This window comes from Zobellia uliginosa (assembly GCF_018860745.1).
GTDB classification, from domain to species: domain Bacteria; phylum Bacteroidota; class Bacteroidia; order Flavobacteriales; family Flavobacteriaceae; genus Zobellia; species Zobellia uliginosa_B.
The window spans coordinates 784,693-804,698 of sequence record NZ_JAHKPY010000002.1; the positions used below are offsets into that span (position 1 = coordinate 784,693).

At 36.2% G+C, this 20,006-nt stretch carries 17 protein-coding genes; 10 read left to right on the top strand and 7 right to left on the bottom strand.

Annotated features, from left to right (window positions below):
- Window positions 1-93: 93 nt before the first annotated feature.
- The 5 genes from KO521_RS03605 to KO521_RS03625 all read right to left on the bottom strand — a co-directional run bounded on the left by KO521_RS03605 (window position 94) and on the right by KO521_RS03625 (window position 4,487).
- Window positions 94-1,056 (bottom strand): ornithine cyclodeaminase family protein, encoded by a 963-nt coding sequence (locus KO521_RS03605; protein WP_215938520.1) that lies wholly within the window; start codon window positions 1,054-1,056, stop codon window positions 94-96.
- Window positions 1,053-2,177 (bottom strand): aminotransferase class I/II-fold pyridoxal phosphate-dependent enzyme, encoded by a 1,125-nt coding sequence (locus tag KO521_RS03610; RefSeq protein WP_215938521.1) that lies wholly within the window; start codon window positions 2,175-2,177, stop codon window positions 1,053-1,055. Before KO521_RS03610 ends, KO521_RS03605 begins: the two co-directional genes overlap by 4 nt.
- Window positions 2,178-2,402: 225 nt before the next feature.
- Window positions 2,403-2,879: a cupin domain-containing protein gene (locus KO521_RS03615; RefSeq protein WP_215938522.1), complete on the bottom strand. Its 477-nt coding sequence runs from the start codon at window positions 2,877-2,879 to the stop codon at window positions 2,403-2,405.
- Between the two features lie 444 nt (window positions 2,880-3,323).
- Window positions 3,324-3,728 (bottom strand): hypothetical protein, encoded by a 405-nt coding sequence (locus KO521_RS03620; protein ID WP_215938523.1) that lies wholly within the window; start codon window positions 3,726-3,728, stop codon window positions 3,324-3,326.
- 213 nt (window positions 3,729-3,941) lie between these two features.
- Window positions 3,942-4,487 carry a hypothetical protein gene (locus KO521_RS03625; protein WP_215938524.1) on the bottom strand — a complete coding sequence of 182 codons (546 nt, stop codon included), beginning with the start codon at window positions 4,485-4,487 and terminating at the stop codon, window positions 3,942-3,944.
- Window positions 4,488-4,999: 512 nt separating this feature from the next.
- Between KO521_RS03625 and KO521_RS03630 the strand changes: the two genes are divergently transcribed.
- Genes KO521_RS03630 through moaA form a run of 4 tightly spaced genes read left to right on the top strand, consistent with a single transcriptional unit; the run spans window position 5,000 to window position 8,069 of the window.
- Window positions 5,000-6,217: a molybdopterin molybdotransferase MoeA gene (locus KO521_RS03630; RefSeq protein ID WP_252729838.1), complete on the top strand. Its 1,218-nt coding sequence runs from the start codon at window positions 5,000-5,002 to the stop codon at window positions 6,215-6,217.
- Between the two features lie 10 nt (window positions 6,218-6,227).
- A complete protein-coding gene (locus tag KO521_RS03635) occupies window positions 6,228-6,569 on the top strand; it encodes a winged helix-turn-helix domain-containing protein (protein WP_215938525.1) in 342 nt (113 codons plus the stop codon).
- Between the two features lie 44 nt (window positions 6,570-6,613).
- Entirely contained in the window at window positions 6,614-7,054 is a 441-nt protein-coding gene (locus tag KO521_RS03640) for a molybdenum cofactor biosynthesis protein MoaE (RefSeq protein ID WP_215938526.1), read from the top strand.
- A 4-nt stretch (window positions 7,055-7,058) separates the two neighbouring features.
- The gene (gene moaA / locus KO521_RS03645; RefSeq protein ID WP_215938527.1) at window positions 7,059-8,069 is read left to right on the top strand and encodes a GTP 3',8-cyclase MoaA; all 1,011 of its coding nucleotides are present in this window, start codon (window positions 7,059-7,061) and stop codon (window positions 8,067-8,069) included.
- A gap of 54 nt (window positions 8,070-8,123) precedes the next feature.
- Here moaA and KO521_RS03650 read toward each other — a convergent pair whose 3' ends face one another.
- Window positions 8,124-9,416: an alginate export family protein gene (locus tag KO521_RS03650; RefSeq protein ID WP_215938528.1), complete on the bottom strand. Its 1,293-nt coding sequence runs from the start codon at window positions 9,414-9,416 to the stop codon at window positions 8,124-8,126.
- A gap of 86 nt (window positions 9,417-9,502) precedes the next feature.
- On the bottom strand, window positions 9,503-9,982 hold the full coding sequence (locus tag KO521_RS03655) for a DUF7738 domain-containing protein (protein ID WP_215938529.1): 480 nt from the start codon (window positions 9,980-9,982) through the stop codon (window positions 9,503-9,505).
- Window positions 9,983-10,164: 182 nt separating this feature from the next.
- Between KO521_RS03655 and nrfH the strand changes: the two genes are divergently transcribed.
- From nrfH to KO521_RS03685, 6 genes are all read left to right on the top strand, one after another.
- On the top strand, window positions 10,165-10,761 hold the full coding sequence (gene nrfH, locus KO521_RS03660) for a cytochrome c nitrite reductase small subunit (RefSeq protein ID WP_155596024.1): 597 nt from the start codon (window positions 10,165-10,167) through the stop codon (window positions 10,759-10,761).
- An 11-nt stretch (window positions 10,762-10,772) separates the two neighbouring features.
- A complete protein-coding gene (gene nrfA / locus KO521_RS03665; RefSeq protein ID WP_215938530.1) occupies window positions 10,773-12,266 on the top strand; it encodes an ammonia-forming cytochrome c nitrite reductase in 1,494 nt (497 codons plus the stop codon).
- 85 nt (window positions 12,267-12,351) lie between these two features.
- Window positions 12,352-15,477: a cytochrome c biogenesis protein gene (ccsA, locus tag KO521_RS03670; protein WP_252729839.1), complete on the top strand. Its 3,126-nt coding sequence runs from the start codon at window positions 12,352-12,354 to the stop codon at window positions 15,475-15,477.
- A 90-nt stretch (window positions 15,478-15,567) separates the two neighbouring features.
- Entirely contained in the window at window positions 15,568-15,717 is a 150-nt protein-coding gene (locus tag KO521_RS03675) for a hypothetical protein (RefSeq protein WP_354668188.1), read from the top strand.
- A gap of 204 nt (window positions 15,718-15,921) precedes the next feature.
- A complete protein-coding gene (locus KO521_RS03680; RefSeq protein ID WP_215938532.1) occupies window positions 15,922-16,287 on the top strand; it encodes a hypothetical protein in 366 nt (121 codons plus the stop codon).
- Between the two features lie 138 nt (window positions 16,288-16,425).
- On the top strand, window positions 16,426-19,989 hold the full coding sequence (locus KO521_RS03685) for an outer membrane protein assembly factor (RefSeq protein WP_215938533.1): 3,564 nt from the start codon (window positions 16,426-16,428) through the stop codon (window positions 19,987-19,989).
- Window positions 19,990-20,006 lie beyond the last annotated feature (17 nt).

Below are 20,006 nucleotides of genomic sequence, written 5' to 3' on the forward strand. Positions count from 1 at the left end.
AGAGGTAATAGTTAACTTATTTTAATAAACACTTAGCTTTGGTTTAGCGATTTGTAGCAATAAATTATATACTGTGTTGTCGGTTCGTTTTATTTAAGAATGTTCAGAGTCAAATTTAATTTTGTCTATTATCGAAGTTGCTGCGGCCAAATCTTGGATTCCTACCCCAACAAGTTTTGCTACTGTAATTTTATCCCTAGCATTTTTGAATGCTATATTCTTAAAGGCAGCACCAAACTCGATAGTTTTATCAATTAGATGTGGTGAAGATTTTATTGCATGAGCATATTCCCCATATTTTTTATTTAGTTCAAGACTATCAATGAAAATACTATCGGCAACATGAAAACAATCGCTATCCATTTCATTTTTATAAACATCATCAGAACCAACTGCAGTTATGTGTTGTCCTTTTTGTAGCCATTTACCCTTTACAAGAGGTGTTTTACTTGACGTAGTGGTAATGATTATTTCAGATTCTTTTACTGCTTTCTCTACGCTGTCAACTAAGTCTACTTTCAAGTCAGGAAAAGAATGAGTCAGTTTTTCTTTTAATGAATGTGCTTTTTCCTTGCTACGGCCATAAATGGCAAGTGTATTGATCCGTCTTAGTTTCGCCAAAGCAAATACTTGATGGTATGCTTGTATACCAGTACCAATAATAGCAACCGATGTTGAAGATTTTGAAGCTACAAAATCGGTAATTAAAGCACCTGCCGCTGCAGTTCTTAAATCTGTAATAATGCCTTTATCGTTTAAAATGGCAGTAGGAAAACCTGTTTTAGCATCAAACAGAAAAATAGCGCCACTAAAAGGAGATAGGTTTTGCATTGCATTGTCAGGGAACATGGAAACTACTTTTATAGAAAAGTAATCATATCCTTTTATAGCAGCTGTCTTTATATGTGTATCCGCATTATTGGGAAAGTGGAGTAAACTTACGGGAATCCCAATAAGCGATGATGGGTTATAATCAATAAATGCCTGTTTTACTGGTTCAAATAAATCCTCTATTTTCAATAGATCGTTTATTTGTTCGTAGGTTATATTTATCATTTGCCCATTAAATTTTCTAAAACAAAAGATTCAAATTGTTCTAATGCTTCTGGTGTTTTTTGTCTACCAAAACCTATTCTAAAATAGCCGTTAAAATCATACACACCACTAGGAAGTATTAATACACTCTTTTCTTTAAGCACTTGTTCGGCAAAATCCATGTCATTGGTATCAAAATGCATTTTTACAAAAGCTATTGGTCCGGCATTTGGTTTATACCAAGAAAACAAGTCTGCGTATTTTGTAAAAAAGATATCATAAAGCGGAAGATTATCTTGTATTATTTTTAGATTTTTATCTAAAATAGCATGCCTGTTTCGTAATGCAACACCTGCTAAAAATTCACTTGGTCCAGCATTACAAATGGTTGTATACTCTTTAAGAATAGCTACTTTTTCTAAAATGGATTGGTTTTTTGTTGCTAGCCAGCCTATTCTTAAACCAGGTAAACCATATGCTTTAGACAATACACCTATAGAAACACCATTTTCATAAGCATCTGCAAAAGCAGGAATTGCAAATGAAGGATTGTGTTCTAATTCTCTGTAAACTTCATCGCAAAAAATGATGATATTGTTAATTCTTGCGAGTTCTATAATTGCTTGTTGTTCTTCTTTTGTAAAAAGAAACCCAGTAGGGTTATGTGGCGCATTTAAATAAATAACTTTGGTTTTGTTGGTTATCATTTTTTTTAACGCTTCAATATCAAAACAAGGGACGTTTTTTTCGTAACGTACATGCCAACTCAACACCTTGCACCCTATACTTTCTGGTACTGACTTTAAAGATTGGTAGCAAGGTGTTTGCACTATAACTTCATCGTCTGAGTTTAGCATAGCATGGGAAAACAAGAAAATTGGTTCTTGTGCCCCAGTACAAACAATGACATCCTCTGCCGTTATTTTGCTGTAAATTGTAGTAATATCTCGTCTTAATTCTGGACTACCTTGCGTATGGGTATAACCCAACCATGTGTTGTTAAACGCTTCTTTTGCTCCATTTTCTAATGAAAGTAAATCGGCTATTGTCATTGCTTCACAATCAGAATTGCACAACGAATATTTAGCACTATGTTCGTGTAAGGTATAATACCTTTCGAGTTTGAATGGTTTTATTTTCATGTAGGTTTTCTAAATGACCGACAATGGTCAGGTTATGATCAGTGCTTCGTAGATTTCCTTAGTTTTTGCAGCTACACGCTAAGCAAAATCACAAAAAAATCCGGGCCCTTATAAACAAGCACAGACCTTGGCTTAAAAGCCATAAGTCCGCATTTATCATAGGCATGATCTTTGGTGTTTTTGCATTTGTCTGTTAGGTGTCTGAACAAATAATCTTGATGATTATCAATTGCTTTTTAGCTTTTCCGCTACCTCGTCATAATATTCCTGCGTTAGTACTTCAGTCCAAGTAGTTGGTTGTCCTCCACCATATAAAGCCAAATACGTTACATCATTGCTCTTGGTCGATGAATGCCAATGTTCGATATCTTTATCACATTTTATTATATCTCCTTCTTTCAGAATTATTGGCTCGTTTCCTCTCTCTTGATAATACCCTTTTCCTTCTACGATTATTAAGACTTGTGCAGAATCGTGTTTATGCCAATCCAAAGTTGAGTTGGCTTTGAAGGTTGCTTTGGTAATATTATAACCCAATTCTTGGTCATCGTGGATAATGGCATTTAACCAAGCCTCTCCGATATAATGAGTGTTTGGCGCTTTCTTACCTTCATTAAGGTAGGAGGCAACATTATATTCAGCATCTTGTGAAAATACAGGTATAGAGAATAAAATTAAGAGGAAGAAAATCGTATTTTTCATTTTACTTTATTTTTTGCTTGGTTCTTATGCACAACTATCTTCTAAAGGTATTCAAAAAACTCTAAAAACTGTAGTTTCGTCCGAGTAGGAAGCCCATAAGCATGCTAGTTGCGCGCGGATTGGATATTCCCTCTGTTTTTTGTTACAACCCAATTTTTTAAGGATTTTAATTCTGAATTTTGACCTTCCTGAAATCTTTTTTCAACGTTAAAGATAACTGTCGGGCTAAGCTTGGTGCGGTAATAAGGAAACTTTTCGTTTCCGTCTTTGCAGGAAGCTAAAGCTTATTGTTTAGTTTTATTTTTTGTTTGTACAAAGCTAAATTCATAAGATTTAGCGACATTATAAATATACACAAACCCTGCGATTAAGCCCGAAACCCATATAATTTATAGGTTTTGTTGTGCAAAGTATTTTATTTTTTCCTTACTTATCTCGGTCTTATTAATCCAGTGCGTTTTGGTCAACTCCGTAATATTCAACTCCAAATCTGTCGCTCTTTTCCAAGTATTTTTTTATTAAATCGTTTTCATCTTCTACATAAGTGTTTATACCTAAAAAGGAAACATTATCCTCATATTTATGCAACATAATAGCTCTAGGTTCTCCAACCATAGGAATAAATGGAGAATCCTTTTCATGGCCAATGGATGGGTTATCCTTTTCTAAATCGTAAATATATGTTACGTCCACTTTTCTGTTTTGATAGGCAAATTCTTTTTCGACTTTTATAATAAGTCCTTGCACTTCAACAAAGTCCTCTTCATTATAATCTTCAAAATTCTTTGTCGATTTTTCTCGACAACCGTGAAATAAAACGATAAGTGAAATAATCAGAAAACTTCTCATGGTGAATATGTTGCACAACGGTTTAGCTATGAACAGTACGGGAGCAAATTAGCGTTTACTTTCCTTTTGGGACTTAGCCAAACCTTTTTGTTTTGCTTTTTCTTTTTTTATTCAATGCCAAATCCAAAAGTTTTGGCGGTGTTTATTGATATTCCGGGTTTATAAATTAAGCAGCCAAGCCTATATTGTTTAGAGGTTGTGTTAGCAATAGTTTTAATTTTTAGCATTATTATATTTTTCAATAATATACTTTATGTTATCTAAACTTCCTTTTAAAGTTTCAAACTCTTGAAGAATTTTTGGCTTATCTTCCAATAATGTTCGGATTTGTCCATGAGATTTTTTCCTTGAAGTACCTATACTTGTCGACCTAAGAATGGAGTTATTCTTAATATAATAATATGAAGGTTTTTCATTTGCTAAACTTACAACAGATTTAAATAACCTAATTTCACCGTCAACGATTCTCTCTAAAAAAAAGTGCTTATCTCTAGATACAAAAAATGCGTCTCCATCAACGCCATCAATAGTGTGAAAAAACTTAACTTCACTTGGCTTGATAGGTCTATACTTTTTATTGTCCTCTTTAAACTTATAATGAAACTGGGTAAGTTTAGGTCCTCCAAGATCTGTTCTTCTCTTTACTTTACCATAAATTGTGTCATTATCAAATGTTACTATATATTCTTTGTTTTGTGACATGCAATTATTATAAATTAATATCATAATAATTAGTCCGATTATTTTTTTAATTTTCATATTTAACTTTATCTAATATTTTTTAAAAATACTTATTCGATTTTCTGAGGTTTGTTATTTACGGAATTCAATTATTGCTAACAATTATATAAGCGTACTTAGGTACGTTTATTTCTATTTTATATATACTACTAATCTAAAGCAATTTTAATTCTCCCAGTTTAATATTAACAGTAGTTTTTGCAAGAAAGGTAAATGTAAAGGCCCATGGCCCATATCACGATTCGTACATCAAATAAAACCTCTCACTGATCAAATTTTTCCTTTTTCAACAGGGCCGTCTAATCGGTTTTTGATTGCATACGATGTGGATTATTTACATGAGAGCACTATTAAAATTAGTATCATCATGATTAAAAAATCAGTAAATATAGGGTAGTAAATATGGTAAAAAGAAAATAATGGTCAAACAAGCAATAACAAAGTATCCGTTATGTTTGAATGGAAATAACGATTTCGTATATTCATCGTTTCTTATAGAAAAAATTAATATCATTGGAGAATAGAAGCGAATGGCCCACATCTATGACACAAAGAACAAAAGGCTAATGATTGACACCACTACAGCGTTAGAGTTAGTTTTGTTGCATGGTTCCGTTAACACGAATGTACTTGAGGTAGACCTTAAAGATGGATTGGATTATGTGCTGGCCCAGGATGTAATTTCAGAAATAGATATGCCACCATTTAGACAGTCTGCTATGGATGGTTATGCTTTACATATGGGAGATGATGCTACGTATACCCTTGTAGGTGAAGTAAAAGCAGGTGACAACAACAATCCCACTTTGCAGAAAGGCAAAGCGGTACGGATTTTTACGGGGGCTCCCGTGCCCATTACGGCAAATACGGTTGTGATGCAAGAAAAAGTAACCGTTGAGGGTACTAAAATAACCATAGAAGAACCGCTAAAAGAGAATACGAATATCAGACCCCAAGGAGAGCAGATAAAATTAGGTGGTGTTGCCATAAATAAAGGAACAACAATTAAGGGAGTTCATATAGGTTTTTTGGCCAGTTTAGGAGTTACAAAAATCACGGTTTGTAAAAAGCCGTCCATTGCTATCATAGTTACAGGTAATGAACTTAAAAGTGCTGGAACTAAATTGTCTTATGGTGAGATATACGAATCCAATGGTGCCATGCTAACCGCTGTACTAAATGAACTAGGTTACCAGAATACCTCTGTTATAACTATTAAGGACGATTATGGTAAAACAAAAAAAGTTCTAAACGATACCATAGGAAAACATGATTTGGTTATTGTAACAGGTGGTGTATCTGTTGGTGATTATGATTTTGTTGGAAAAGCATTTGATGAAATTGGCGTAGAACAGGTATTTTATAAAGTGAAACAAAAGCCAGGAAAACCTTTGTACTTTGGAAAAAAAGAAGGTGCATCCATATTTGGGCTACCCGGAAATCCTGCAGCTGCGCTTAGTTGTTTTTACATCTATGTGTATCCACTTTTAAAAAAATATGAAGGCGCAGAGCATACAAGCCTGCCCAGTATCTCATTACCTTTGTTATCTGATTATTCGGTAAAAGGAACTCAGGCACAATTTTTAAAAGCAAGAATAGAAGCTGCGGGAGTAACTATTTTAGGAGGGCAGGGTTCTGCTATGGTACGTGCTTTTGGAGATGCAAACGCCTTGGTTTGTTTGCCTGTAAACTCTACGGAAATCAAAAAAGGCCAGATTGTAAAAACCATACTACTACCCTTTAAATAGAACAGCCATTATGAGCGATTATAAAATTAAAAGTAGGATTTGGATAGAAGTAGGGGATAATGTATTAGTGGGTGAAGGTAGGGTGCGATTGCTAAAAGAAATTGAAGCTCAGGGTTCCCTATCGAAAGCTGCAAAAACAATTGGTATGTCCTATAAAAAAGCGTGGACGCTAGTAGATGCGGTAAATAAATCAGGAAAAGAGGCCGTAGTAACTACTTCGGTTGGTGGGCAAAAGGGGGGAGGAACGGTAATTACCCCTTATGGGAAAAGCTTAATAACCGCTTTTGACAGAATCAATAAAAAATGTTGGGAATTCTTAGATCAAGAATTTGAAACCCTAAACGGAATTTAAGAAAGCAGAACAAGACAATAATCAGAGCAAAATAGGATTAGAAAATGAACACTACTTATAAAAACGTCTTTAAACAAGGAGCAATTTCTTCGGAATTTATAGGAGAGTCTATTGCCAAACATCAATCTAAAACAACTATTGGCGCGCATAATATTTTTCTAGGCCAAGTACGGGCAGATGTGGTTGAGGATAAAAAAGTTGCTGCAATTGAGTATACCGCTTATGAGGACATGGCAAATAAACAATTCCATGAGATAAGGGAGGCGACTTTTAAAAAATTCAATCTTTCCTGTATGCATATCTACCATAGTTTGGGGGAGGTGAAATCCGGAGAGATATGCTTATTTGTCTTTGTGTCTTCCCCAAGAAGAAAAGAGGTTTTTAAGGCATTGGAATATGTGGTGGAGGCTATTAAAGCCGATGTGCCTGTTTTTGGTAAGGAAATTTTTGAGGATGCATCTTCGCAATGGAAAGTAAATAGCTAGCTGCATGGTAGATATTACAAACAATAATATACTCACGGACACATTTGGTAGAAAGCATACCTACTTGCGTATCTCACTTACGGAGCGTTGTAATTTACGCTGTACGTATTGCATGCCCGCAGCGGGTATTCCGCTTTCTCCAAAATCCCACATTATGACGTATGAGGAAATTTATGCCATAGCAAAAGAGTTTGTGGACCACGGAGTCACCAAAATACGACTTACAGGTGGCGAGCCCTTGGTGCGAAAAGATGCTGCGTTGATTATGGAGAAATTGGCTTCACTGCCTATAGAATTGGCAATAACCACCAACGGTGTTATCGTAGATAAGTTCATTGATACCTTTAAGAAAATAGGTCTTAAGAAAATTAATGTGAGCCTAGATTCTCTAAATACGGAAAAAAATACATTTATAACCCGTAGGGATTACTTTAAAAGGGTTTATGACAATATCCAGTTGTTGGTAAAGGAAGGTTTTGAAGTGAAAATAAATTGTGTTTTAATTAAAGGTTTTAATGAAAACGAGATTATCGATTTTATAGAGCTTACCAAGACGCAGGCGTTGCAGATTCGTTTTATTGAGTTTATGCCTTTTGATGGTAATAAATGGGATTTAGAAAAATTGGTATCGCTAGAAGACATACTAAAACGAGTATATGACCATTATGAAGCAAGCAGTTTTGTAAGGTTGAACGATGCACCTAATGATACAGCCAAGAATTATCAAATAAAAGGCTATACGGGTACTTTTGCTATCATAAGCTCTGTTACCAATCCGTTTTGCGATAGTTGTAATAGAGTGCGCTTAACAGCAAACGGGCAACTTAAGAATTGCTTATTCTCAACCACGGAATCCGATTTACTTACACCTCTTCGTGAAGGGAAATCTATAACTACGGTAATTGAGAAAGCAGTTGGTGCTAAGAAAAAAGTACGTAGCGGTATGGATAGTCTAGAGAAATTTAAGAATCCAGATTCGCATAACAACCGTAGTATGATCGCTATAGGCGGATAAAAAAAGCTGCAATCTTTTGGATTGCAGCTTTACTATGTTGAGGTAGTTGTATGCTTAATTTGCTGCTTTACTCAAATTTGTCTTAAAAAGATTAGGGTTGATTGTTAGTTGAACCCATCCCCAGTTGTTTGTATTATCACTTGGTCTGCCACCTTTTATAAGACTCATACTGTCCGAAGCAAACATATGTGAATAGCCTACATTTAGTTTTACATTCTTCATTAAGGCTTGCGTATAAACCAAATCTAATTCCGTTCCTAAATAAGCATCTGAATCTCCGGTAAGTTCTGCATTGGCGCTAAAATAATGCCCTTTTAACAATAGGTTGGATTTTTCTCCTGTGGTAAAAACAACTTTTCCGTACACATCATTAAGTCCAACGTTGTTAGCATGGTTGCCAACATAAAAATAATCCATAAATCCATTAAACTTGTGATTGGTGCCGTATAGAGGAAAGAACGATTTGTTTTTGGAGTCACCGTCTTGATCAGTTCCGCTTAAAAGTTCAACACCTAATCCGTAAAGAATTTTATTAGATTTATAAGTAGCCTCTAAAGCCAATTGATAAGCTGCTAAATCTGTGGTAGCATTCGCTTTCCCAAATTGATAATAGGCACTACCGGCAAAATTTACTTTTTGTACGGGAAATTTAAAGTATGAACCCGTAGTCTGTCTATAGGAAACGCCGTCTGCAATGTCATTGGCATCACCTGTAAAATCTTGAAAACCTGTATTTAGAAAAAGAAAGCTCACAGAACTTTTCTCCCAAGATTTTTTGAGGTACGCATATTGCATGGATTTATAAGTAAAAAAACCTTGAATGTTATATGCAGTTCCTTCATTACTTGGTACTTCTTGGCTAAACGCTCCACCTAGGTCAAGCATAAAGTCATCCTTCTTATAGCTAATGATAGCTGCATCATGAAAGCGACCTTGCATTGCCCAATCCAGACCTCCAAAAATACGTTGGTCATCATAGGATATAACTTGCCTACCTACTTTTGTAGACCAGTTTTCATTGAATTGTAATTCTGCCCAAGCTTGAAATAAAGAAAAAGAGTCATTACCGTCTATTGCTAATATTTGCCGCGTGTCTCCCCAAGTACTCACATCTTGTACGGCAATAAATAGTTTTAATTTTTCGGCGGAATACCCAATATTAAGACGGGTACGTTGGTTTACGAATGCAGCGGGATCCGCATCATTAGGGAAAAGGTTGTTAAAGCCGTGGCGATATTCAAAGCGAGCTCTTACATCTGCATCTACTTCCAGCGTTTGCGCTGTTATTGGAATAAAGTTGAAAATAAGTAAAAAAAGAATACCTATCTGAAGTCTTTGTATGGTCATAATAGTTGATTTATTACATTTGGCAACAAAGATTCACTATTTAAACCTCAATAAACATGACATTTATCATCTGTAAGAGATAAGGTCTAAACACCCGGATTCCACCCAAGTGCAATGGCTACTTGTTTTTTTTCCTTAATAATAGATCGTATCATATAAGGTCTGTCCGTATCTACGTTCTGAATGGTTTCTTGCATAGGCTTACCGTCTATAGTAACGTCTCCGGTAAAATTTGCCAAGGGTTGGTGGCCTAGGCCGTATCTGTTGTCTTCAACCAAAAGAAGCATCAACATTTTTTCAGGGTCTGGCGTAGAACAATAAATGCCAAGTTCATCCCATAAATACACGTTATTTTTTGTTTGTTTAATAGGCTCAATACGTGACGCCTCTCCTAATATACTTTTTAGAACTGTGTAATTAGTAGGGAAACTAATGAGCGTATTATTAAGGAGTATCTCCTTAGCATTACATTCTATAGTAACCGTATCACTCTTTTTTTTTCTTTTGCTCGGATCTCTAAAGTCAAATATTCCCATACCATGCAAGATATTTCTTTTTTTGAGCATAGTGTGCAATTTGGGTTTTATTATCAGTAGGTGTTTTCTGATTTTTTAACAGTAAAAAATATGATATTAATCATAAAATAGTCGAAATTTTTTTAACTTAATTTTTTGTTAAGAAATACTGTAAATCAGGCATGTATAAAGTATTTTTTAACTATTTTCGTGTTTCTAATTAACCGCCAAAATTGAAGGAAACCCCTAACATACTACCCAATAAAAATTCTGGATGGAGAACTACGGCTGTATTTCTCATTGCTGTATTTATTGGTATTGGTTTGTTTTTGGCTAAAGAAGGAGAGGTTGTTTCTTACCTGTCGGATAATCCAGAAGCATGTGTTAATTGCCATGTAATGACTCCTGTTTATAATGGTTGGATGCATAGTTCACACAGAGAGTGGGCCAATTGCAACGATTGCCACGTACCTCATGATAACGTAGTAAATAAGTATTTCTTCAAGGCAAAAGATGGCTTGTATCATGCAACGATATTTACGTTAAGAGCAGAGCCAGACGTAATAAAAATGCAAGAAGCCTCTCAGAAAGTGGTACAGGCAAACTGCATACGTTGCCATATGCAACAAGTTACTCAAACAAAATATGACGGTTGGATAGATAACCATGCCGAGAATAGAACGGATAGACAATGTTGGAGCTGTCATAGGGAAATTCCACATGGAAAAGTACAAGGTATTTCTACATTACGATACAATATAGCACCATTACCAACCGATCAAGAAGAAGCTGTAATACCTGCTTGGTTAGAAAAAGAAAAGAATAAATAACGACGAGGAGTATGAAAAACAAGGTCTTATTTGTAGTAACGATTATTGCTGTTTTTTTATTAGGACTATTAGCTTCTAGTATAATTAACAGAAAGAGCGAAGCAAAATACGAGTATGTGCCAAAGGTAGATATTGGTGAGAACGAACCTAGGAGTAAAGTTTGGGGAGAGAATTATCCTCAAGAATATCAATCTTGGTTACAGACGGCAGATACTACATTTGCTAGTTTTCAAGGAGGTTCTGCCATGCGTGATGTATTGGAAGAAGACCCAAGATTAGTAGTTCTTTTTGCCGGGTATGGTTTCTCCAAAGACTACAATCAAGGTAGAGGACATTCATATGCAATTGAAGATATCAGGAATAGTCTGAGAACGGGAGGTCCTAAAGGAGAGGGAGATGGACCAATGCCAGCAACATGTTGGACTTGTAAAGGTCCCGATGTACCAAGGGTAATGAGTGAGATAGGCGTAGCCGAGTTTTATAAAGGTAAATGGGCAGATAAAGGAGAAGAGATTGTAAACCCTATTGGTTGTGCAGATTGTCATGATCCGGGGAACATGAAACTTAAGATTACACGTCCAGCATTGGTAGAAGCTTTTGATGCTATGGGTAAAGATATTAACCAAGCTACGCACCAAGAAATGCGTTCGTTGGTTTGTGCTCAATGTCACGTTGAATACTATTTCAATAAGAACTTACCGGGCAAAGAAGGCGTACCTTATTTAGTTTTCCCTTGGAAAGATGGTATGGCTGTTGAGGATATGGAGAAGTATTATGATGATATAGCATTTGCAGATTGGACACATAAGATCAGTAAGACGCCAATGTTAAAAGCGCAACATCCTGGATACGAAACTTTTAAAACGGGAGTACACGCAGATAGGGGAGTTTCATGTGCAGATTGCCACATGCCGTATAAGAGTGAAGGTGGACAGAAGTTTACAGACCACCACGTACAATCTCCTTTAAATAATATGGCCAATGCTTGCCAAGCATGTCACAGAGAAGAGTCGACCAAGTTAATGGAAAATGTTTACGAGCGTCAGCGTAAGGCAACGGAAAACCGTATAAAACTAGAAGATTTATTGGTTAAGGCACACGTAGAAGCGGGTAAAGCTTGGGAGTTGGGAGCTACCGATGAACAAATGAAACCAATTTTACAAGATATTCGTCACGGACAATGGCGTTGGGATTATTCTGCGGCATCTCACGGAGCATCTTTCCACTCGCCGGTAGAAATCGGAAGAGTAATTGGTGGAGGTTTGGATATTGCTGCAGAAGCAAGAGTTAAGCTGGCACGTTTGTTGGCAGATTTAGGCCATAATAAGCCAGTAGAGATGCCGGACATTTCTTCAAAAGAAAAAGCACAGAAGTATATTGGCTTGGATATAGAGAAACTAGAAGCTGAGAAGGAAGCTTTTAAAGAAAATTTATTGCCTAAATGGATGGAGGCTGCTAAAGCGCGCGAGGATAAAATAGAAACCAAGTCCGTTTCTATGAATTAGGTATTATATTTAGATAGATTAAATAATTATAAAACTTATCCTCATCACCATAAGAGTGATGAGGATAAGTTTTTTTTGGAAAGATATGACACGAAGATTATATAAGATTTTTGCTTCACCGGTATTGGCGCTTCTTTTGTTGCTGACCTTTGGGGTAGCAATGGCCGTAGCTACCTTTGTAGAGAATGATTTTGGTACTGCTACGGCGTGGAAGGTAATTTATGATGCGTTATGGTTTGAACTTGTTATGGTGGGATTATGTATTAGTTTCATTCTTAACATTTTCAAATATAAATTACTCAGAAAGGAAAAATGGCCTATACTTCTTTTTCACATTTCATTCATCATCATCATTATTGGGGCAGGTATTACAAGATATACTTCTTACGGGGGCGTAATGCGCATAAGGGAAGGAGCTTCTTCCAACATCATCATATCGGATGCTAATTATGTAAAAGCAAAAATATCCGATGGAAATAGTACTAAAGTGGTACTTAAAAAATTGAGCTTTTCTCCATTAACAAATAATGATTTTAGTATAAAAACCGATTTTAATTCTACTCCCATTGAGATAAGGTATAATAAATTCGTTGCTGATGCCCTACCTAAAATAGAAGATGATGTAGAAGGAGGAAAGGCGCTTCTAGAATTGGTGGTAACAGCCGGAAACGGAAGGGAAACGGTATTCTTACAGAAGGGAGAAATAGAGCAAATAGGAGAACATAGGCATCTAGTTGGTTTTGAAGCAGAGGGGGAAGGTGTAATCAATATTATCGAGAAAGACGGCGATTTTCAAATGAACACCCCTAGGGATCTGGACTTTTTTATTATGGCTTCTCAAACAGCTGGTAAAATAAAGAAAGACACTATCACCAACATGACCCTCAAGACATTGTATAGAGATGGGGATGCTTCTTTTGTTCCTACGGCATATCATCCAAATGCAAAAATAGATATTGTTAGTACGTCAGATAAGTTAAAGGATAACGACCCTAATAAAGATGATGCATTGCTAGTAGACGTCACAGTCAATAACGAAACCCAAACTACAAATTTACTATATAGACAAGGATTTTTACCAACCGAACATAAGGCGGAATTTAAGGATTTATCTATTTTACTTTCTTATGGTGCTGAAGCAGAAGAAATACCATTTTCTATAGGATTGGAAGATTTTCAATTGGAAAGGTATCCAGGTTCAACAAGTCCATCTGCCTATGCCAGTGAGGTTACTATTATAGATAATGGGGTGAAAACCCCATATCGGATATTCATGAACAATGTCCTGGATTATAAAGGATATCGCTTTTTCCAGGCCAGTTACGATACAGACGAAAAAGGTACGGTACTTTCGGTCAATCATGATGCTGTAGGTACGTGGGTTACCTATTTAGGCTATTTCCTAATGGGCCTAGGTATGTTTTTCACACTTTTTGGAAAAGGGTCTAGATTTGTGGAGGTAAATAAGAGGTTGAACAAACTAAAGAGGAAAAAGACAGCTCTTTTAATGCTCTTGTTTATAGGATATACTGCCGCTCTCCAAGCAAGACCTGAACAAGAAAAAGACCCAATACCAGAGCAGATTATAGACGCAGACCATGCTGCATTGTTTGGACGGGTAATGGTGCAAGATTTAGATGGGAGAATTAAACCGATAAATACACTGGCATCTGAATTTTTAAGAAAGATTTCCGGCAGGCCGTATTTTAAGCTCTCTCAAAATGGAGCTACGGTAAAGTTAGATGCCAATCAGACCTTTTTGGCCATGCATGTTTCGGCTAAATATTGGGAGAAAGTCCCTATTATAAAAATTGACAAAAAGAAACTAGGAACTGAATATGAGTCACTTAAATTAGGCGAAAACGGTTTAATATCTTTTCAGAATTTATTGGATAAGGATGGAAAATATGTTTTTGGGGAGCAAGTTGAAAAAGCAAATCAGAAAAAGCCGGCAGAACGCAATGAATTCGATAAAGAAGTTCTAAAAGTAGATGAGCGTTTTAATATACTTTATAATGTGTTTATCGGGAATTATCTAAAGGTTTTTCCCAATAGCCTGGATGAAAATAATACCTGGTTTACCTATACCCATGACTTTAAGGATTTTCCTGAAGAAGACGGGCGCTTTGCCAAAGCTATAATACCTACCTATTTTTCTGATGTAGCCAACCAGAATTGGGTAGATGCCACGGAAAAATTGGGATATATAAGTACCTATCAAAATGTACTTGGGGAAGACATCATACCCAGTAATCAAAGAATAGCTGCGGAACTGTGGTATAATGATTTAAACCTCAACTTCTATTTATTTCAAGTACTGTTCGTTTTGGGATTTATTTTATTGGTTTTGGCAATGGTAAAAGTATTTACACAAAAGAAAAGTGTGGAATACATCTGGAACTTTTTTATTATTCTGGCCCTGCTTAGCTTTATAGTATTTGCAGGTAATATTATATTAAGATGGTACGTGGCGCAACATGCCCCTTGGAGTAATGGATACGAAATGTTGATTTTTGTAGCTTGGGTACTTATGCTTTGTGGTTTTCTTGTTTATAGAAAATCAGATTTTGCATTGCCGCTTGCGACCTTGTTTTCTGGTGCTCTGTTGTTTGTGAGTTATTTGGATTGGATCAATCCGGAGATAACCAATTTAATGCCCGTCTTAAAATCGTATTGGTTAAAAGTACATGTGGCTACTATTGTAAGCAGTTATGCTCCTTTGGCCTTATCCGCCGTACTCGGTTTAATGGCGCTTATTTTAATGATAATTAGAACCCCAAAAACAAAAGACAGAATAGATTTAAAAATTAAAGAGTTGAGTTATATCAATGAAAGTTCAATGACCATAGGCTTGTTTGTTTTAGCCGTAGGCACCTTTTTGGGGGGTATTTGGGCCAACGAATCTTGGGGACGGTATTGGGCATGGGACCCAAAAGAAACTTGGGCATTGATAAGTATAATTGTTTACGCCATTGTTTTGCATCTTCGCTTTATTCCGGCCTTAAAAAACACTTATGTGCTTAACGTAGCTAGTATGTTTGCTTTTTGGTCTATAATCATGACCTCATTTGGCGTTAATTATTACTTATCCGGCTTACATAGTTATGCTGCTGGAGATCCAGTACCCATTCCACAATTCGTTTACTTCTTAGCAGCTTTTATGGTTATTACTGCTGTTTGGGCCTATTTTAGGAATAAGAGAAAGCTATAACCGTTTCAGGACTAAAGTTTTTGGTAAACGTTGCAAGACCTTAGTTTGTATATTGGATTTATCAACTTGATAATCAATTTGTACTGTTTTGTGGCCAATTTGGCATTTACAGATAATTCAGTAATCGTAGATTCCTCTAAAGTGGGAATATTAGTAGGGTCAGTAGTTTCTGGAATTATTGGATATATGATTGTAAAATGGAGGGGAAATCCAAAGAAGGGCCCTATTCTAAGAATTTAGTATTCCAATCTAAAATATAGTCCAGCTTATCTCGACTCCTAGCAATAAATAACGCTGACAATTAAGTGGTGAAGTGCCTATTCCTGCTTAATGCCAAATTAAACGGGTCTCTTTGGGGTATTTAAAATAGCTATTGAGTTAAACCAATGCCCGTAACGCTTTTATCTTTATACTATTATAAATTCTATACTAAAAGCACGATATATGATTACGGAAAATATGCATAGAGATAACAAAAGAGATCATGGAGGATTGCAAAACGATGTGCAACAAAACCGGGGTTTAGATTTGGATTACAATGATAATAACTCTGAGCAAGAACCTAATAATTTAGGGAAACCTGTAGATAATGGGGGAGTACAGTCTACCGAGTTAGAACCTAGGTTGGAAGAACAATGGCATGCGGTGCGCGATGAGTACCTTTCTCATTATTCAGGTTTGGAAAATGTCAATACCAATTATGAAGAAGGTAGTTTTAATACGCTAATTGATCGCTTGGCAGAGAAACACCAACGATCAACTAAAGAAATCCGGCACGAAATCCTTAATTGGACTTCAAAAAAGGGCTAATTTTAAAAATTTAAGAAGGTGTTGCATCCAAAATCCGAATTACTCATGATTCGGATTTTGGTGTGATTAAAAGATAATTTTTATTTCTTGGGTTATTCTAATTTGGCAGGCTATGCCAAAACATACAAAAACAAATACATGCGTTCACTAATTTTTATTTATTCTTTTTTCATTTGTTGCTCCAATGTATTTTCACAAGAATCAGAGGTGTTAGACTCAAATGTCAATAAGGAGGTTTCACATATTTTTTATATCACTTCTAATATTGGAAATGTCTCATATGAAGAAGCGAAAAAAATGCTGGGTGAAATCAATTCAGCTTCTAAAAACGAGACGGATGCCACCTTATTATTATTGGGTAATATTATAAATAAGGAAGGGTTTCCATCAAAAGAAGTGAAACAAGAGAAGGCAAAGGCCTATTTGAAGCCTTTAATGAAGGTATGGGATGAATTTAATGGCAATGTAGTTTTAACACCAGGCAAGAATGAATGGTTAACAGGAGCGCCTCAAAGTATAGACGATCTAGAATCATTTTTACAGGATAATAGTAAAGCTAAATTTTGGCCTAATGATGGTTGCCCCCTTGAAAAAGAAACCATAAATGACGAGGTGGTACTAGAAATGGTTGACTCCCAATGGTTTTTAGAAGATTGGGACAATCACCCTTACATCAACGAGAAATGCGAGCATAAGACTAGGGACCAATTTTTGGCAGAGTTTAAAGATGACCTAAAGGATAGTCAAGGCAAAACGGTAATCGTTGCAGTCTACCAACCGGTAATGAGTAATTCTAAAATTTCCATGATCGATAAAATGGGAGGTTTTACACCTCAGTCGTACCAAAATAAGGAAAATAGACTTTTACGGGGAAGGATGGAGACCATAGCCAGTCAGTTTGAGGATGTCATATTCGTATCTGGAAAAGACCGTAACCTACAATATTTAGAAGATGATGGAATTCCACAAATCATTAGTGGGGCAATAGGGAAAACAGAAAAAGCAAGAGCACCTAAAGAAGAACATTTTGAATCTGAAAATAAGGGCTATGCCAAGTTGACGGTTTTTAAAAACGGTAGTTCGGAAGTAGACTTTATAGAAATAGGAAGAGGCGCTTCCAAAATTGCCTATACTCAAATAATTAAAAGAGACCGTATTTCAATAGATTCTATTTCCTATCCTAAAAAAGCATACGGACCAACAGAAAAAGCATCAATATACACCAAAGAGGAAACGGATAAAAGCGGATTTTACAAATGGGTCTGGGGAGATCATTTCAGAAATCTCTATAGTAAAGAAATAGAAGCTCCGGTACTTCAAATAGATAAGTTACCTAATAATGTGCGTCCTATTTCCGAGGGTGGGGGAACACAGTCCAGATCACTTAGGTTAATAGATGATAATGAACATGAATATACATTAAGAGCGTTGCGAAAAAGTGCCTTGCGCTTTCTGCAGACCAATGCTATAGATAACCATTATGTAGAGGATTATCTCAGAAACACCGTGGCCGAGCGTTATATGATGGATTTTTATACCACGGCACACCCTTACGCGCAGTTCGCTATGAACGAACTTTCCGAAACGCTAGAGGTGCTTCACGCCAATCCAAATATTTATTATGTACCCAAGCAAAAAGGTTTGGGCATTTATAATGAAGATTATGGTAATGCCCTTTTTATGTTGGAAGAACATGTGGGGGATGAAAACAAAAGCTTTGAGACATTTGGACGACCAGATGATATTTTAAGTACTACGGATTTACGTTTAGAGTTAATGGAATCTAAGGATTCGTATGTTGATGAACCGAGTTTTATACGCGCCCGATTGTTTGATATGCTCGTTGGCAACTGGGACCGTCATCAAGACCAATGGCGCTGGGCGCAGTTTAAAACCGAAGACGGTAAAAAAAGGTATGAAGCCATACCAAGGGATTGGGACCAGGCTTTTCCCAAATATGACGGGCCTATTATTGGTCTTTTAAAATATTCTTTTCCATTGCTGCGAAAAATGGAAAGTTATGAAGCGGATATCAAGAATGTAAAGTGGTTCAACCTATCCGGGTATCCTTTGGATAAAGCTTTTATAAAAACTGCGAAATGGGAGGACTGGAAAACACAAGTAGATTTTATTCAAGAGAACTTATCGAACGAAGAAATTAACGCGGCTTTTAATTCTCTGCCAGAGGCTGCCCAAGATCATAGTATTGATGAAATTAAAAAGAAACTGCAATCCCGTCGTGATGGTTTGCAAGAAATAGCACGATCCTATTATGACTACTTAAATAATTTTGAAGTAGTTCTTGGGACAGAAAAGGATGATGAATTTTTAATTACTAGAGAACCAAATGGCGAAACCAATATTTCCATTTCAAAAGACAGTATTGTTTTCAATAACACCTACAATTCAAAACAGACCAAGGAGATTTGGGTTTATGGGCTTGATGGAAATGATACGTTTACCGTTACAGGAGAAGGTAAAAAACCTATGAACATTAAAATTATAGGAGGTAAGAAAAACGATACCTATGATTTTAAATCTACCAAAAAGGTAAAGCTTTATGATTATAAGAGCAAGAAAAATACCATTGTAAATCCAAAATCAAAAAAATGGCTTACAGACTCCTATGATGTGAATACCTATGACTATGAGAAAAGGAAATATCATGAGAACATTATATTCCCAAGTTTGGGATATGATGGCGATACAGGTTTTAGAGTGGGCTTAAAAGACCGTTTTACTACCTACGGCTTGGCTAACAACCCGTTTAAATCACAGCATACCATAGGAGCGGAGTACTTTTTTGCAACAAATGGTTTTGCAATAGATTATAATGCGGAATTTGGACATGTTTTCAACAATTGGAACTTAGGTTTTGACGTGAGGCACACTAGTCCTAATTTTACTATGAACTATTTTGGAGAAGGAAATGATTCTCAAAATGATGACGATCTGGATTTTGATTACAACCGGGTACGTATAAGACAATTTAAATTTTCTCCATATTTAGTGCATGAAAAGGCAGGAAGTAGATACTACCTAAGAACCGCATTGCAATCGTTAGAGGTTTCCAATGATAGCGAACGTTTTGTAGGACAATCGTTTACAGCGGATAATGATGTTTATGAGCAACAGGTATACGCTATGGCGGAAGTGGGTTATAATTACCACAATCAAAATGACCCGGCATTTCCGAATCGCGCCATGAATGCGGATTTAGTAGCAGGTTACAAATCGAATTTAAACGGATATGATAACCAGTTTGGTTATGTAAAACCTTCATTGTCATTAACCTACCCTTTACATCCAAGCGGTATTGCCGTAATTGCAACCAAAATAGCAGGTGAGGCTGTAATTGGAGATAACTACGAGTTTTATCACGGTGCGGTTTTAGGTGGAAATCAAAGTTTACGGGCTTACAGAAATGAAAGGTTTAACGGGCAATCCGCCTTTTACCATAGTACGGATCTTAGAGTTGGTATTACCAGATTTAGAACCAATTTCATACCTATTCAAATGGGCGTAAGTGCGGGATTTGATTATGGTCGTGTGTGGTCGGATAATGATAATTCCACCCAATGGCATAATGACTATGGTGGTTCTCTATGGATATCCGGTTTTAGTGCATTGACGGGAAATCTAGGTTTCTATCACGGAGGAGATGGAAATCGCTTCATATTTAGTGTTGGCTTTAATTTCTAGAAAAGAGTTCGTTTATT